The organism is Thermococcus onnurineus NA1, from assembly GCF_000018365.1.
Classification (GTDB): Archaea; Methanobacteriota_B; Thermococci; order Thermococcales; family Thermococcaceae; genus Thermococcus; species Thermococcus onnurineus.
Genome location: NC_011529.1, coordinates 302,103 through 316,494 on the forward strand (window position 1 = coordinate 302,103; position 14,392 = coordinate 316,494).

Genomic DNA, 14,392 nt, shown 5'->3' on the forward strand with positions numbered 1-14,392 from the left:
ATACGACTTCAAACCTTATAACTTTTTCTCACGGTTTGGAGTACAAAGAGAAGTTCACCGAAAACTCTTCCACTCAAACAAAACATGAGTAATAGAAGAAAAGGGCCGAAAGCTCAGAGAAGCATCCTCGCGTCAACGGCAACCGCGCTGTCCTCGTAGGCGAAGATCGGGTTGATGTCGAGCTCCTTGATCTCCGGAAGCTCAAGGGCGAGCTCGCCGACCTTGACGATTATGTCCGCGAGAGTATCGATGTCCACCGGCTTCTCACCACGGGCTCCGGCGAGGATCGGGTAAGCCTTGATCTCCTTTATCATGTCGAGGGCTTCCTCCTTGGTTATCGGGGCAACACGGAAGCTGACATCCTTAAGGATCTCAACAAAAATTCCACCGAGACCGAACATGATGGCCGGGCCGAACTGTGGGTCGCGGATCATACCGACGATGACCTCCTTGCCGAGCGGGAGCATCTTGTAGACGATGACGCCCCAGAGGTCGGCGTCCGGCTTGTAGTTCTTAGCGTTCTCCATGATGGTTCTGAAGGCCTGTCTGGCCTCCTCATCGTTCTTGATGTTGACCTTAACTCCACCCGCGTCGCTCTTGTGGATGATCTGCGGAGAAACGATCTTCATAACGACCGGATAGCCGATTTCCCTTGCGAACTGAACGGCCTCCTCCTCGTTGGTGGCGACTTTGAAGTCCGGAACGGGGACACCGTAGAGCTTGAGTATCTCCTTGGCTTCCGGCTCGACGAGCTGCCTGTTTTCAGCCTTCGCCTTCTCGATTATCTCCCTAGCCTTTGCAATCCTGTCCATACCAATCACCTCATCAGCTTGACAGTTGTGAATCTCTCGGGAGAGTTAAAAGGGTTTCCATTTGCCAACCTTTCGTTATCGGCTCGGTTTGAAGCGATAACCGGGGTATAAATACTATGCCGCCGAAAGGGATATAGGTGATTGCGATGAATAGAAAAATGATCGCTGGACTCGGAGGAATTTTAATTCTGATTCTGGCGGTTTTCTCGTTTCAGGGGGAGAAGGCCATGGATGCCAACACCACGGTTGTCCTCTACAATTCTGTCCGGATTGGGGTTATTGAAGAGACCATTGAGCTCGACCTGAATGAGGGGATTAACGATGTTCCCCTTGAGGAACTGGCCGGGCTGAACATAGCAGAGGTCACGATAAGGCCTCTCGACGAGGGAGTTAGAGTCTTAGGGATTTTCAGTAAGAGCTCCACTGGAGACGTTTACAGCGCCAACGTTGGAAGCGATGTTGAGGTCAAGCTGGGGAGCGGCGATACCGTTACCGGAAAGTTCCTTGGCATCAAGAACGGCAAGCTTGCCATTCAGGGCGATGCATACTACCTTATTAACCCGAACGAGGTGGTTTACTTCAAAGCTGAGACCTGGGGGGCCTTGAGCGTTTATGCTGCTATTCAGGCTGATGCAGCCGGCAAGTACCGCTTCGACGTAATATACCGTGTGGCAAACATGAGCTGGTCCTCTCGCTACAAGCTCTACATTGGGGATACCGCCAAGCTCTACGGTTATATCGTGATAGACAACCCCACTGCCCAGGCTTTTGAGGGTGCGAGGGTTCTCCTCGTTGCCGGTGATGTTCAGCTTTATCAGCAGGCCTTCCCGCAGCCGAGGGTTCTCTACGAAAAGGCCGAGATTGGTGTGGTAGAGCCGGGTGAACCTGAGAAGATAGAGGCATTTTATCTGTACAAGCTCGGTATAGTCGACCTGAGCCCTTCGAGCAAAATGGTCTTCCCGTACATCAGCTTCGAGGCCCCCTTCGAGAGGGAGTACCTCTACGAGAGCTACACATACTGTGGAGAGGGTGCAGTTTACGAGTCAATCTCCTTTAAGACGGATGACGTTCTTCCGGCTGGAGTCGTTGAGATTTACAGGGAGACCGAAGACGGGACGCTCTTGATAGGTGAGAGAATGATAGAGCACACGCCTGAGGGCGACATGCTCAGAATAGGGATCGGCAGAGACTACGACCTGAAGGGAAGCACCGTTCTCCTCGAGGAGAGGCACGCAGAGAGCTACTACTATTACAAGGTGAAGGTCACGCTCGAGAACTTCGGGGAAAAGACGAAAACCATAATAGCTAGGCACTACAAGTGGGGCAAGATAATTAGCTCGAGCATCGAGCCGATAAGCGAAAGGGCCAACTACGTCGAGTTCAAGGTTACGCTGAAGCCGGGAGAAAGGAAAGAGATAACCTCTGACTATGAGAGCCGCTATTAGGACTTCCTCAGCGTTATCTCGAACCTTTTTTCTCCTTTTGTCACGTCCAGCACGAGGCCCTTGTCGTAGTCTATGAACTTAGTCCCAACGAGGGCGTAGCCTTCCTCCTTGAGGAACTCCACCATCTTCAGTCCAAGCTCATCGAACAGCTCCGCAGCCATTGTGGCCATACTGGGATCTTTTATGCCCAGCTCGTCGTGATACTTCCTTGCAAGTTCAAAAACGTCCATAACTCACCACCATATTTACTCCTCGCGAAGGGATAAAACAGTTGCGGTCGAAAGGCTTAAAACTGCCAACAATTACCACATTAAGAAGTGGTGAACATGGAAGAAAAGACCCTTAAGAAAGGGGAGCGATATTACAAAGCTGGAAAGGTTCTCTGGGTGGTTAAACAGGGGGATACTCTCTTCTCCAAGGTTCTCGGTACTTATCCCTATTACGCTGAACTCACCCTCTCAACCGGCGAAAACCGTTGCACCTGCCCTCTCGGAGGGGACTGCAAACACGTCGCTGCCACGCTGAAGGCCTATGAGAACGGCTTCTACTTTGAAGCCCTGGAAAAGCACGCCGAACTCTACCCCGAGGCGGTGGCGATGGAGTTCCTCGCCGAAGTCCCCGAGCTGGCCCTCGACGTAACTCTGAAGGAGCTCCGCTTCGCCATGAGCACCGATGAGAGCGGCAGTGAAGCGGCGAGGATCTTCCGGAGGGCACTGAAGCTCGTAGGGATTACCAAACGGACCGAAGCCCTTCACGTCCTCGAGGAGGTTCTCGACGAGTACGGGCACATCTTCAGCGATTATGAACTCGCTTTAAAGCTGGAGGATGAGCTGAGGGAGCTTGAGGCCGGTCTCTAAAAAGCCTTATAAATCCCCCAAACACCAAATAGAGACTTAGAGGGTGGGAAAATGAAGGCCGTTTATCGGGAGATGTGCCCAAACTGCCTCGGTAGAATCTCGGACGAGAGGCTCTGTCTGAAGAATCCCTGTAATGAGTGTCTCGACGAAACCGCTCACGCTGACTCTTATTTTGAGCTCATAACTGCCGTAAGAAATGCCCTTCAGCTGAAGGGCACGCTTAAGGAGTGGGAGAGAATATACGAACTTGAAAGTGGTGTGAGGGAAGTCGAAGCATTCTTCGAGAATGCAACCGGCTTCACCTTCTGGAGCGCCCAAAGGACGTGGGTCAAGAGGCTCCTCAAAGGAAGGAGCTTCTCGATAATAGCTCCGACTGGAATGGGCAAGAGCACCTTTGGCGCTTTCATGGCCCTCTGGCACGCCACCAAGGGCAAGAAGAGCTACATAGTGGTTCCGACTACCCCGCTCGTCATCCAGACTGTCAAGAAAATCCAGGCAATAGCTGAGAAATCAGGCGTCCAAATCAACCTCGCCTACTATCACGGCAACCTACGGAAGAAGGAAAAGGAAGAAATGCTGGCTAAAATCGAGAATGATGACTACCAGATACTCGTAACAAGCGCTCAATGGCTTGCAAGGAACTTCGACGAGAAGCTCAAAGGCAGGCGCTTCGACTTCATATTCGTTGACGACGTCGATGCCTTCCTAAAGGCGAGCAAGAACATAGACCGCTCGCTCCTCCTTCTGGGCTTCACGGAGGAGGTAATTAACAAGGCTTGGGAGATAATAAGACTCAAGAAGAGCATGGCCAAATACATCAACGGCCGTGCTGAGGATAGAGACGAACGCTTGAAGGAGCTCAATAGGGAGATTGAAAAGCTCCAGCGCGAGATCGAGGAGTTTAAAGAGAAGAACGGCGTCGGCATAATGATCATAGCATCAGCCACCGGAAGCGCCCGCGGCGATAGAATAAAGCTCTACCGCGAGCTGCTCGGCTTTGAGGTCGGAAGCGGCCGTTCAGCTTTGAGAAATGTTGTGGATAGTTATCTGATGCCTACCAAGGACATCAAGGAACACGTTGAGGAACTCCTAACCCGGCTCGGAAAGGGTGGAATCATTTTCACACCCATTGACCAGGGACTGGCCTACGCCGAGGAGCTGGTGAACTATCTAAGGGGGAAGGGCTTCCGCATCGAGCTGGTCTCTTCAAAGAACAAGAAGGCGATAGAGAGGTTTGAGAAAGGCGAGGCTGACTACCTCATCGGCTCGGCCACATACTACGGCTCCCTCGTTAGGGGTCTTGATATGCCACATCTCATACGTTACGCGGTTTTCACAGGCGTTCCGAAGTTCCGCTTCTCAATAGACCTTGAGAGGCCGACTATCTACCGTGCGCTTGGTCTGCTGACAGAGGTGATGGACTTTCTGAATGACGAGCAGAGGAGAGAAGCAGAAAAGCTCCACGCGAGACTTAGAAGGCTCATAAGGAACATCCCTCAGTTCGAGCTCCTCAAGATTGAGGAAGCTTTGGCCGAAGGCCTTCCGATAGACAACTCCTTCCACAACCACGTTCTCAACGTCTTCCGCGAGCTGGTGGAGTTTCTGAGGAAGGTTCTTCGCGACGAAGAAGTCCTCAGGAAGCTTGCCGAAGATCCGTTCATAAGCCTGAAGGAAGAGGGTGGGAAGTGGTACATTGAGATTCCCGACGTGAGAACTTACATACAGGCAACTGGAAGGACCAGCAGACTCTTTGCGGGTGGAATTACCAAGGGTCTCAGCGTCCTCATAGTGGACAACGAGAAAGTCTTCAACGGCTTAGTGAGGCAGATGCGCTGGCGCTTCACGGAGTTCAAGATGACTCCCTTTGAGGAGCTGAACCTCGATGAAATCCTCAGGCAGATAGACGAGGACAGGGAGAAGGTCAGGCTCGTCATGGAGGGCAAGATAAGCGCCAAGGTTAAAGACCTCGTTAAGTCGGCCCTCATGATTGTCGAGAGTCCTAACAAGGCAAGGACGATAGCCAACTTCTTCGGCCAGCCCAGTAAGAGGCGCATTGGAGATTTGGTGGCCTACGAGGTGAGCATAGGCAACAGAATGCTCACCATTCTGGCCAGCGGTGGGCACATGTTCGACCTCGTTACGAACGAAGGCTACCACGGCGTTCTGATTGAGGAAAAAGATGACATGCTCAAGTTCATCCCGGTTTACGACACCATCAAGCGCTGCCGCGACTGTGGACATCAGTTCGTTGACTGGGAGGAGAAAGGCATCTGTCCTCGCTGCGGCTCGACCAACGTCCGCGATGCCCTGGAGAATGTGAAGGCGATGCGCGAGATTGCCCAGGAGGTTGACGAGATACTAATCGCCACGGACCCAGATACCGAGGGAGAGAAAATAGCCTGGGATATCAGGAACGTTCTCTCGCCCTATACACCCAATATCAAGCGCATAGAGTTCCACGAGGTTACGAGGCCAGCCATACTTAGGGCAATTGAAGAGGCGCGCGAGGTAAACGAGGGCCGCGTCAATGCCCAGCTTGTGAGGCGCATAGAGGACAGGTGGATAGGCTTCGAGCTGAGCCAGGAACTCCAGAGGGTCTTCGAGAACCGCAACCTCTCTGCCGGAAGGGTTCAGACTCCTGTTCTTGGGTGGATAATCGAGCGTTATAAGGAGTTCACGGAAAGCGAAACTTACTTCCTTGGTTTGACCCTCGAGAACGAGCTCAGTGTAACAATCGAACTCGGCAAAGATGCAAAAGAAGTTGAACCGCCGGAAGAGGTTCTCGTTGAAGATGTAAGCCTCGAGGAGCGCGAGCTGAATCCTGCTCCACCGTACACAACCGATGCCATGCTCAAGGATGCGTCAACATTCCTCAAGCTCTCTGCCTCTGAGACGATGCGCCTCGCTCAGGATCTCTTCGAGCTCGGTCTTATCACATACCACAGAACAGACTCAACCCACGTCAGCAACACGGGAATTGAGGTTGCCAAGGAATACATCACCCAGGAAGTTGGCGAGGAGTACTTCAGGCCGAGACCGTGGGGGGAGGAGGGAACCCACGAGGCCATAAGGCCAACGCGGCCGATAGACACAGGTCGCTTGATGCAACTCATCCGCGACGGCATAATCCAGCTCTCCAAGAACCTCACCAGGAACCATTACCGGCTCTACGACATGATATTCAAGCGCTTCATGACAAGCCAGATGAAGTCGGCAAAAGTTCTCTATGAGAAGGCAATAATCGATGCAAAAGTTGGAAAGGCCGAGATCGAAGGTTATGTGGAAGTAATTGAGGACGGCTGGACCAAGCTCAGAAGTCCTCCCATGAGGCAGCTCCCGAGACTTGAAAAGGGAGTCAGTCTCAAGGTCGTTGAGGCAAAGAAGTGGAAGGCACCTAAGGTTCCACTCTACACCCAGGGAGACATAATAGCCCTCATGAAGGAGCGCAAGATTGGTAGGCCTTCGACTTACGCCAAAATCGTTCAGACACTCCTCCAGCGCTACTACGTCATAGAAACCCGTGGAAGAAAGAAGCTCGTACCAACCGATCAGGGTATCAAGGTCTATCACTATCTCATAAGTAAATATAAGGAACTAGTCGGCGAGGAGAAGACAAGGGAACTGGAGGAGATAATGGACATGATAGAGGAGAACAAGACAGACTATCAGGAAGTGCTCAGGGGACTATACAGTGAGATACGGGAGTACTTGAAATGAGTCTGCATTAGATAATACCAAACTTTTCCTCCCGTTTTATAGGTTTTATTTTTGTACCTATTTTCTAATCATGGTTTAAATTTTGAAATCCAATATATTCTAGATTGATGTATATACGAATTATTGTAGATTCTGCAAAAATATTACATTATGATATATTTTTGACTATAGTTGTCACATTTGATACTCAATTATTGGCTGTAGATTTGCTCTTTAGTAAAACCAAAAATTTTAAAATCTCTTTGTAGTAATAGATTTGCATGTACATGCAACGGCCATAATATCCAGTGAAGTCATTGCCGAATAATTTTCGGTGCAAACTGGGAGCACTAACAGAATGTGGAAAAAATTTATATGGGGCCAAACCCAAACAATAAAATAGGAAAAATGGTGGTGGTAAAGATGGTTAAGGATAGGATGGTTGAGCTCCTTCAGGAGCACTTTGAGTTGAACCTCTACGAGGCCAGAGCGTACGTGGCACTGGTTGGCTTCGGTGTTCTTACCCCAGCTGAGCTGGCCAGCGTTTCAGAGGTCCCGGCTCCAAGAACCTATGACGTTCTCAGGAGCCTCGAGAAGAAGGGTTTTGCCATAAGCCAGCCCGGTAAGGTCAACAAGTACAGGCCGGTTCACCCCCAGAACATTCTCGAGAAGTTCATCGAGGAGTGGCAGGAGCGCGTCGCTGAGGAGCTTGAGGCCAAGAAGAAGGCGAAGGAGGAGCTCCTCGAGCTCATGAGCCCGCTTATTGAGACCGAGATTCCTAAGTACGGCGTCGAGAAGGTCTGGGTCGTTAGGGGTATAAGGAACGCCACCCTCAAGACCAAGGAGATGTTTGAGGAAGTCAAGGAGCAGATCCTTCTGGCTGACGACGGCTACATCGCCATCAACCTCGAGAGCGACATCCTCAAGGCCATCGACAACGGCGCCAAGGCCAAGATAATCGTCACCGAGAACATCTATCACAGGCTTAGCACTTCAAAGATACTCGACTACTACAAGGCCGGCAAGCTTGAGCTCAAGGTCATCGACAAGCTTGAGCTTCCGATGCTCATCTGCGACGACGAGGTCTTCTTCGCCCTTGAGGATATGGCTGCTAGGTACTTCAACTACGAGACCCAGATCTGGATCAAGGACTTCCGCGTCAAGGCCCTCTTCGAGAACAAGTTCAACGAGTACTGGGAGAAGGCCAAGAAGGCCTGATATCTTTTCTCTTTTCTCTACGTTTTCCTGATCAACCCAGTGTCAATTTTCTGCGTCAGAAGAGAAAAGAAGGGCTCAGACGTACTTGAACTCTTCCTCTTTTTCGTCCTTCTCTTTAATCTTCCAGAAGAGTTTTCCGTTTTTCTGGTAACTCTCGACCTTACCTTGCTCGAGGAAGCGGAGCAGATATCGTCTCACTTCCATTTTTGGGAGCTTGGTGATCTCTGCTATCTCCTCGATGGTTTTAGGCCCGTCCTCAAGAGCCTTCATAACCCTGACGTTCTTCATTCTCCTCCCCCCAGTTTCCGGTATCTCTCTAACAGTTCGATTATCTTCTCCATAACTCTTAAGTGTTTTTCAAGTTCGATAAGATCTTCGGGCATGGAATTTGCCAGCTCGTTAAGTTTCTCCATGAGCCTCTCCTCGATGCCTTCCATCTCAGCCTTCCTCTGCTTTGCCCTGTGTTCGCATATCGGGCAGAAAACCCTTCCATCCTTTTCAAAGAGCGGAGAGCCACACTTGGAGCAGTGTCTGTCGAGCATCTTTGCCCCGGAAAGCATCAGTGGCATAAGAACGGTTCTCATTTCTTCCTCAGTGGGCCCTTTCAATACCATCCAATCACCCCATTAGCAGCTGGAAGACCTCAATGAAGGCTTTTTTTCCGAGGCGAGAACGCCTTATTCTGTCAGACACCTCGGCTATGTCGAAAGCAACTATCTTGAATCTCCTCTTTATTTCCTCAAGGATTTCCAAGAGTTCCTCGAGGCTCAGTTCCCCGTGTTGGAAGCGGGCTATCTTGTACTCCGGCTTCAGGACGTCCATGTCAATGGTCAGGTAAATCTCATCGCCGAGATATTTCTTAGTCTCAGCCAGTATCTCGTCGAGTGAGTTAGTCTGTAGGTTTTTGTATGCCCTCCACTTCCCGCGGACCTTCCTGCTCCTTAGCAAAGCCGGGAAGATTTTAACCCTCCTCGTCCAGAGCTGGGTTCTCTCCGTTGTCGGAATCATCAAAACCGGGGCAAGAACAACGGCCCGGTTAAGGATGTGCTCCTCGAGGGCATAAGCGAGCCACGAGCCGTGGTCAAGGTAGTCGTGCATCAGATCGGTATGAGCGTCGAGACTTATCAGAGAGCCCGGCTTGAGCTTCTCCACAATGCCATATGTGGCAAGATGATCCCCTATTATGTAAGCCTTGTCTTGAGGTATCCTTTCAGCCAGAAGTTCGACTCTGCTCGATTCGACTATCATGTAATCCTCTATGAGCTTGTTCCTTCTAAGAAGTTGCAGAACGTAGAGAACACCGTCGCGGTTAGGCTTCTCGCCGAAGGGGATGAACGTTACCATGATTCCACCCCCCGAGAGTTGGCCTCCTCCCTTTTAAACCTTGGTAAGGTCTTTCGACAAAATCATGTTAAATTTTGACGCCAAACTTTAAAAAGTAGACCTCTAAGATTAAAACGAAAACTCCTTGGAGGCGAGGAGATGATACTCCAGGTTGCCCTTGACCTGACTGACATTGAGCAGGCAATTTCTATCGCTGAGAAGGCCGCTAAAGGTGGCGCTCACTGGCTTGAGGTTGGAACTCCCCTCATTAAGAAGGAAGGCATGCGCGCCGTCGAGCTTCTCAAGAGGCGCTTTCCGGACAGGAAGATCGTCGCGGACCTAAAGACCATGGACACCGGTGCCCTGGAAGTCGAGATGGCAGCCAGGCACGGTGCTGATGTTGTTTCTATTCTTGGCGTAGCCGACGACAAGACCATCAAGGACGCTGTCGACGTCGCCAGGAGATATGGAATCCGGATCATGGTGGATTTAATCGGCGTTAAGGACAAGGTCAAGCGCGCCAAGGAACTTGAGAAGATGGGCGTTCACTACATCCTTGTCCACACGGGCATAGACGAGCAGGTCCAGGGCAAGAGCCCAATGGAGGATCTTGAGAAAGTCGTCAAGGCCGTCAGCGTTCCTGTGGCTGTTGCCGGCGGCTTGAACCTCGAGACCATCCCGAAGGTCATAGAGCTCGGTGCGACGATAATCATAGTTGGCGGAGCCATAACCAAGGCGAAGGACCCTGAGGACGTCACTAGGAAGATAATCGATCTCTTCTGGGGCGAGTACATGATGACCATCAGGAAGGCCATGACTGATATCCTGGAGCACATCAACCAAGTTGCTGAGAGCATAAAGCTCGAGCAGGTCAGGGGCTTCGTCGATGCCATGATCGGAGCCAACAAGATATTCATCTATGGCGCCGGAAGGAGCGGTTTGGTCGGAAAGGCCTTCGCAATGAGGCTCATGCACCTCGACTTCAACGTCTATGTCGTCGGTGAGACGATAACTCCTGCCTTCGAGCCGGGAGACCTGCTCATAGCCATCAGCGGTTCCGGCGAGACCAAGAGCATCGTTGACGCTGCTGAGATAGCCAAGAGACAGGGCGGAAAGGTTGTAGCAATAACTTCCTATGCCAACTCAACCCTTGGAAAACTCTCCGATGTTGTCGTTGAGATACCCGGAAGAACAAAAGCTGACATACCGACGGACTATATTGCCAGGCAGATGCTTACCAAGTACAAGTGGATAGCGCCGATGGGCACCCTCTTTGAGGACTCTACCATGATATTCCTCGACGGCATAATAGCTCTCCTAATGGCCACCTTCCAGAAGACCGAAAAGGATATGAAGAAGAAGCATGCGACCCTTGAGTAAGGGGTCGCCATGCCGTCTTTTACCCATCTTTTTGTAGGAATAGGGAGCACGGGAGCGAGGATAGTCAACAGTATACGCGCAGATGGAATCGTAAAGGTAACTGTCAATCCAGCCTATTACCTCCTTCCTCGCTCCGATAAGTACGAGGAGCGCCTCAGGAACTTCTTCTCCAGCCTTCCGGAGAGCACTTTCCTGTGGCTAGTTTTCGATGACAAGGAGGTAAACCACGAACTTCGAGAAATAATCGTCAGCAGCGCTCCGAGAGACACCATAAAACTTGCTTATGTGCTGACTCCCAAAAAGGAGCTGGTGACTGAGAAAAAGCCGGACTGGGCCAATGATTTCGAGACGGTCTTTTACGACTCCCTCTGGGACTTTCTTACCGACGGCAATATTTCGTTATCACTGGCCTTTCAGGGAGCCTCCAAAAACATAGCGGAGATGTTCTCTAGGCTCTACTACTACCTTGAGACTCAGATGCTGGTCAACATAGACTATGCCGATTTATTCAACATGATACGTGGGGGAAACGTTGGGATCCTGCGCCTCCTTGACCGAGTAGACTTCAACTGGCACTGGGGCATCTGGGACCGGGGCCTAATTGGAATTCTTGTTGGAAGGGAGTTCCCGCTCAAGGACGCTCACGGGATACTCGGTCGCTTTCAAGATATACTTAAGGAGAAAGACATAATATGGGGAGTCATTATGGAGGATGATCTGACGAGAGATGTTGAGATACTGGCATTGCTCGTTAAGAGGTGGTAGAATGAAGGCTGTTCTCTTCGATATCGATGGAACGATACTAACTGAGGAGCCTCTGATAATGCTCTTCCTTCCGCAGGTCTACGATAAGCTCTCTAGAAAGCTTGGAATCAGCAAGGACGAGGCAAGGGAGAGATTCCTCTCAGAGATACTCGGCAGGAGGGACAGTTACGACTGGCACGATTGGAACTTCTTTTTCAAACTGTTTGACCTCGATTTGAAATATGAGGAGCTTCTCGAGAGGTATCCCCACAAACTTCAGGTTTATCCGGACACTATTCCTACCCTGGAATGGCTGAGGGATACCGGCTATAAGCTTGGTATTGTGACGAGCGGACCGAAATATCAGAGGCTCAAGCTTAAGCTCACCGGTCTTCTGGATTACTTCGACGTCGTCATTACACGGGACGACGTCAACGCCATAAAACCCGAGCCTAAAATCTTCCTCTACACCATTGAAAGGCTCGGAGTCGAGCCCGGTGAAGCTGTTATGGTCGGCGACTCCCTCAGCCAAGACGTTTATGGCGCCAAGAGCGTCGGTATGACCGCCGTGTGGATAAACCGTAATGGTGATAGGGGCTACAACATGGCTGATTACGAGATTAGAACCCTTTACGAGCTTAGAAAGATTTTGGGTGGTGAAAGATGAAGGAAATATTCAATGCTAAGGGCCTTTTTGTTAAGTATATCGAAAAGAAGGTGAAGCTCGAGAACGGCGACGAGCTGACCCACAGGAGCGAGGAACCGACGGAGCTCTGGTGGAAGCTGAAGGAAGCTGTGAAGGGCAAGAAGGTTAGAATCATTGTCTATGAGATCGAGGAATGAGCTATGATAGCGCATCTAATAAACACCGATATCGGGAACAGAGGAGTGCTGAAGGTTTACCTCGACTACAGGAGGAAGAACTTTAATTTTTTACATAATTCTACAAAGATGTTCTTAGACAATCTCGAGCGGGTTCTCATAGTTACGGGCTTTCCCATTCCACCAATGATGGTGGCCGAAACTGACGGGCCACCGGGAGCACTGGCCATTTATCGCGCCGTTGAGATGCTTGGAGGAAAGGCTGAAATCCTGACGTATTCAGAGGTCGAAAAGGCTCTCGAACCCTTCGGCGTTTCCCTTGCCAGGACTCCTGAGCCAGAGGATTACTCCCTGATAATCAGCGTCGAGACCCCGGGTAGGGCTGCCGACGGTAGATACTACTCCATGAGTGCCCTGGAGATAAAGAGAGATCCCCTGGATGGCATCTTTCTCAAAGCGAGAGCCCTTGGAATTCCCACGATAGGGGTAGGCGACGGAGGCAACGAGATTGGCATGGGAAAAATCCGGGAGCTGGTTGTGGGTCACGTTCCACACGGAGAGAAGATAGCGAGTGTTGTCGAGACGGACGAGCTCATAGTTTCCGCCGTCTCCAATTGGGGGGCCTACGGCTTGGTTGCTCAAGCATCGATTGAAGTTGGAAGAAATCTCCTCGAGGGGTGGGACGAGAGAAGAGTTATTGAGGCCATCTCCAGCGCTGGGTTAATAGACGGCGTCTCAAAGACCTTGGCTCCGAGCGTGGACGGGATACGTTTAATGGTTCACGAAGGAATCGTTGAGCTTTTAAAGGCAGTAGTCGATGAAGCCATTTAGGTGGTTGAATGGAGCTGGACGCGTTCATAACTGATAAGAAAACTCTCAAATTGATAGAACGTGCCAGAGAATTTGCTATGAGCTTCTTTGAACGCGAGGGGACCCACGGCTTCAGCCATGTGGAGCGCGTTTTCAACCTATGTATGCACATAGGCAGAGAAGAGGGTGCGGATCTGGAAATCCTAGCTTTAGCGGCGCTTCTCCACGATGTTGCCAGACCTCTTGAGAGCGTCGGAAAGGTGGAAGACCACGCCGCTGAAGGGGCGCGGATAGCCAGGCAGTACCTGAGAAGCTTAGGCTATCCAGAAGAGAAAGTCGAGGCCGTTGCTCACGCGATAGAGGCTCACCGCTTCTCGCGCGGTCCGGAGCCGGCCACTCTTGAGGCGAAGATACTCAGCGACGCCGACAAGCTCGATGCGATAGGGGCGATAGGCATTGCGAGGGTCTTCATGTACTCAGGCGAGCACGGCAGGGACATAGAGGCTTCTCTAAGACACTTTGAGGAGAAGATACTTAAGCTCAAAGACCTCATGTACACGGAAACCGCTAAAAAGATGGCCGAAGAACGCCACCGCTTTACAGAGGAGTTCATAGAGCGTATAAGGCGCGAGATAGGGGGAGAAATCTGAACTCCCCTTTGGCCTTTTCTTCCATAATAAGGTTTTTAAAGGACTTCCAGAATTAAGGGTTAGCCCTTTAAGGTCATTCTTCAGGCTGAGGGAGGTGAGGAGATGAAGGCGCCAATCTGTGAGGTGTGTTTAAAGACCGACGACATTCTGTGCCCGGCTGATGAGAAAAAGCTTCAAGAAGGGATTATCTCCGAGCTGGATGTTAAAGTCGCGAGACTCCTATACAAGCTCATTGGCGACGCTGACGTTGAATTCAAGAAGGCCGTTGAAGCTGGCGACCTCGTAATAATCATGGTTGGCGAGGGCGACGTTCCTATAACCATCGGAAAGGGTGGCAAGAACATAAAGGCCCTTATGAGGGAGCTCGGTAAGAGGATAAGGGTCATTGAGAGCGTTGAAGTGAAAGGCACTGACGACGTTAAGAAGCTCGCCACTGACCTGCTCTACCCTGCCGGAGTCTTTGGCGTGAACATCGTTTACAAGCCGGGCGGAGGAACCTACTACAAGGTTCTCGTTCTCAGCAGGGATAGGAAGAAGCTCCCGGAGAAGGCGGAGGTTCTGGAGAGCATACTCTCCCAGATAGTCGGCCAGGAAGTTAAAATAAACTTCATTTGACTTCTTTTTTCTTAATGGAG

The 14,392-nt window shown here is 50.9% G+C and carries 16 protein-coding genes; 11 read left to right on the top strand and 5 right to left on the bottom strand.

Going from position 1 to position 14,392, the window contains the following annotated elements:
• Window positions 1–113: 113 nt before the first annotated feature.
• Entirely contained in the window at window positions 114–812 is a 699-nt protein-coding gene (locus tag TON_RS01705) for an acetate--CoA ligase family protein (RefSeq protein ID WP_012571284.1), read from the bottom strand.
• Between the two features lie 146 nt (window positions 813–958).
• Between TON_RS01705 and TON_RS01710 the strand changes: the two genes are divergently transcribed.
• A complete protein-coding gene (locus tag TON_RS01710) occupies window positions 959–2,257 on the top strand; it encodes a DUF4139 domain-containing protein (RefSeq protein ID WP_012571285.1) in 1,299 nt (432 codons plus the stop codon).
• Here TON_RS01710 and TON_RS01715 read toward each other — a convergent pair.
• Window positions 2,254–2,487: a hypothetical protein gene (locus tag TON_RS01715; RefSeq protein WP_012571286.1), complete on the bottom strand. Its 234-nt coding sequence runs from the start codon at window positions 2,485–2,487 to the stop codon at window positions 2,254–2,256. The genes TON_RS01710 and TON_RS01715 overlap by 4 nt on opposite strands.
• A gap of 96 nt (window positions 2,488–2,583) precedes the next feature.
• Between TON_RS01715 and TON_RS01720 the strand changes: the two genes are divergently transcribed.
• The 3 genes from TON_RS01720 (at window position 2,584) to trmBL2 (ending at window position 8,028) form a co-directional block, all read left to right on the top strand.
• Window positions 2,584–3,114, top strand: a complete 531-nt coding sequence (locus TON_RS01720; protein ID WP_012571287.1) for an SWIM zinc finger family protein — start codon at window positions 2,584–2,586, stop codon at window positions 3,112–3,114.
• Window positions 3,115–3,165: 51 nt separating this feature from the next.
• Window positions 3,166–6,831 carry a reverse gyrase gene (rgy, locus tag TON_RS01725; RefSeq protein WP_012571288.1) on the top strand — a complete coding sequence of 1,222 codons (3,666 nt, stop codon included), beginning with the start codon at window positions 3,166–3,168 and terminating at the stop codon, window positions 6,829–6,831.
• A gap of 402 nt (window positions 6,832–7,233) precedes the next feature.
• Entirely contained in the window at window positions 7,234–8,028 is a 795-nt protein-coding gene (gene trmBL2, locus TON_RS01730) for an HTH-type transcriptional regulator TrmBL2 (protein WP_012571289.1), read from the top strand.
• Between the two features lie 75 nt (window positions 8,029–8,103).
• Here trmBL2 and TON_RS01735 read toward each other — a convergent pair whose 3' ends face one another.
• Genes TON_RS01735 through TON_RS01745 form a run of 3 tightly spaced genes read right to left on the bottom strand, consistent with a single transcriptional unit; the run spans window position 8,104 to window position 9,372 of the window.
• Window positions 8,104–8,316, bottom strand: coding sequence for an ArsR family transcriptional regulator (locus TON_RS01735; protein WP_012571290.1), 213 nt, complete (start codon window positions 8,314–8,316; stop codon window positions 8,104–8,106).
• Window positions 8,313–8,642, bottom strand: a complete 330-nt coding sequence (locus TON_RS01740; protein ID WP_012571291.1) for an Sjogren's syndrome/scleroderma autoantigen 1 family protein — start codon at window positions 8,640–8,642, stop codon at window positions 8,313–8,315. The genes TON_RS01735 and TON_RS01740 overlap by 4 nt, the downstream gene beginning before the upstream one ends.
• A gap of 4 nt (window positions 8,643–8,646) precedes the next feature.
• Entirely contained in the window at window positions 8,647–9,372 is a 726-nt protein-coding gene (locus tag TON_RS01745) for an arginase family protein (protein ID WP_012571292.1), read from the bottom strand.
• A gap of 138 nt (window positions 9,373–9,510) precedes the next feature.
• Between TON_RS01745 and hxlAB the strand changes: the two genes are divergently transcribed.
• The 7 genes from hxlAB (at window position 9,511) to TON_RS01780 (ending at window position 14,372) form a co-directional block, all read left to right on the top strand.
• Window positions 9,511–10,731 (top strand): bifunctional 3-hexulose-6-phosphate synthase/6-phospho-3-hexuloisomerase, encoded by a 1,221-nt coding sequence (hxlAB, locus tag TON_RS01750; protein WP_012571293.1) that lies wholly within the window; start codon window positions 9,511–9,513, stop codon window positions 10,729–10,731.
• A 9-nt stretch (window positions 10,732–10,740) separates the two neighbouring features.
• Window positions 10,741–11,496, top strand: a complete 756-nt coding sequence (locus TON_RS01755; protein ID WP_012571294.1) for a hypothetical protein — start codon at window positions 10,741–10,743, stop codon at window positions 11,494–11,496.
• A 1-nt stretch (window position 11,497) separates the two neighbouring features.
• Entirely contained in the window at window positions 11,498–12,142 is a 645-nt protein-coding gene (locus TON_RS01760; RefSeq protein WP_012571295.1) for a TIGR02253 family HAD-type hydrolase, read from the top strand.
• Window positions 12,139–12,318, top strand: a complete 180-nt coding sequence (locus TON_RS01765) for a hypothetical protein (RefSeq protein ID WP_012571296.1) — start codon at window positions 12,139–12,141, stop codon at window positions 12,316–12,318. The genes TON_RS01760 and TON_RS01765 overlap by 4 nt, the downstream gene beginning before the upstream one ends.
• A gap of 3 nt (window positions 12,319–12,321) precedes the next feature.
• Window positions 12,322–13,128, top strand: a complete 807-nt coding sequence (locus tag TON_RS01770; RefSeq protein WP_012571297.1) for a DUF4392 domain-containing protein — start codon at window positions 12,322–12,324, stop codon at window positions 13,126–13,128.
• 8 nt (window positions 13,129–13,136) lie between these two features.
• Window positions 13,137–13,757 carry an HD domain-containing protein gene (locus tag TON_RS01775; protein WP_012571298.1) on the top strand — a complete coding sequence of 207 codons (621 nt, stop codon included), beginning with the start codon at window positions 13,137–13,139 and terminating at the stop codon, window positions 13,755–13,757.
• Between the two features lie 102 nt (window positions 13,758–13,859).
• The gene (locus TON_RS01780; RefSeq protein WP_012571299.1) at window positions 13,860–14,372 is read left to right on the top strand and encodes a KH domain-containing protein; all 513 of its coding nucleotides are present in this window, start codon (window positions 13,860–13,862) and stop codon (window positions 14,370–14,372) included.
• The last annotated feature ends 20 nt before the right edge of the window (window positions 14,373–14,392 follow it).

Bases quoted from the DNA above. Each gene is read 5' to 3' on its own strand.
- TON_RS01705 (WP_012571284.1), bottom strand. From the start codon at position 812: ATGGACAGGATTGCAAAGGCTAGGGAGATAATCGAGAAGGCGAAGGCT.
- TON_RS01710 (WP_012571285.1), top strand. From the start codon at position 959: ATGAATAGAAAAATGATCGCTGGACTCGGAGGAATTTTAATTCTGATT.
- TON_RS01715 (WP_012571286.1), bottom strand. From the start codon at position 2,487: ATGGACGTTTTTGAACTTGCAAGGAAGTATCACGACGAGCTGGGCATA.
- TON_RS01720 (WP_012571287.1), top strand. From the start codon at position 2,584: ATGGAAGAAAAGACCCTTAAGAAAGGGGAGCGATATTACAAAGCTGGA.
- rgy (WP_012571288.1), top strand. From the start codon at position 3,166: ATGAAGGCCGTTTATCGGGAGATGTGCCCAAACTGCCTCGGTAGAATC.
- trmBL2 (WP_012571289.1), top strand. From the start codon at position 7,234: ATGGTTAAGGATAGGATGGTTGAGCTCCTTCAGGAGCACTTTGAGTTG.
- TON_RS01735 (WP_012571290.1), bottom strand. From the start codon at position 8,316: ATGAAGAACGTCAGGGTTATGAAGGCTCTTGAGGACGGGCCTAAAACC.
- TON_RS01740 (WP_012571291.1), bottom strand. From the start codon at position 8,642: ATGGTATTGAAAGGGCCCACTGAGGAAGAAATGAGAACCGTTCTTATG.
- TON_RS01745 (WP_012571292.1), bottom strand. From the start codon at position 9,372: ATGGTAACGTTCATCCCCTTCGGCGAGAAGCCTAACCGCGACGGTGTT.
- hxlAB (WP_012571293.1), top strand. From the start codon at position 9,511: ATGATACTCCAGGTTGCCCTTGACCTGACTGACATTGAGCAGGCAATT.
- TON_RS01755 (WP_012571294.1), top strand. From the start codon at position 10,741: ATGCCGTCTTTTACCCATCTTTTTGTAGGAATAGGGAGCACGGGAGCG.
- TON_RS01760 (WP_012571295.1), top strand. From the start codon at position 11,498: ATGAAGGCTGTTCTCTTCGATATCGATGGAACGATACTAACTGAGGAG.
- TON_RS01765 (WP_012571296.1), top strand. From the start codon at position 12,139: ATGAAGGAAATATTCAATGCTAAGGGCCTTTTTGTTAAGTATATCGAA.
- TON_RS01770 (WP_012571297.1), top strand. From the start codon at position 12,322: ATGATAGCGCATCTAATAAACACCGATATCGGGAACAGAGGAGTGCTG.
- TON_RS01775 (WP_012571298.1), top strand. From the start codon at position 13,137: ATGGAGCTGGACGCGTTCATAACTGATAAGAAAACTCTCAAATTGATA.
- TON_RS01780 (WP_012571299.1), top strand. From the start codon at position 13,860: ATGAAGGCGCCAATCTGTGAGGTGTGTTTAAAGACCGACGACATTCTG.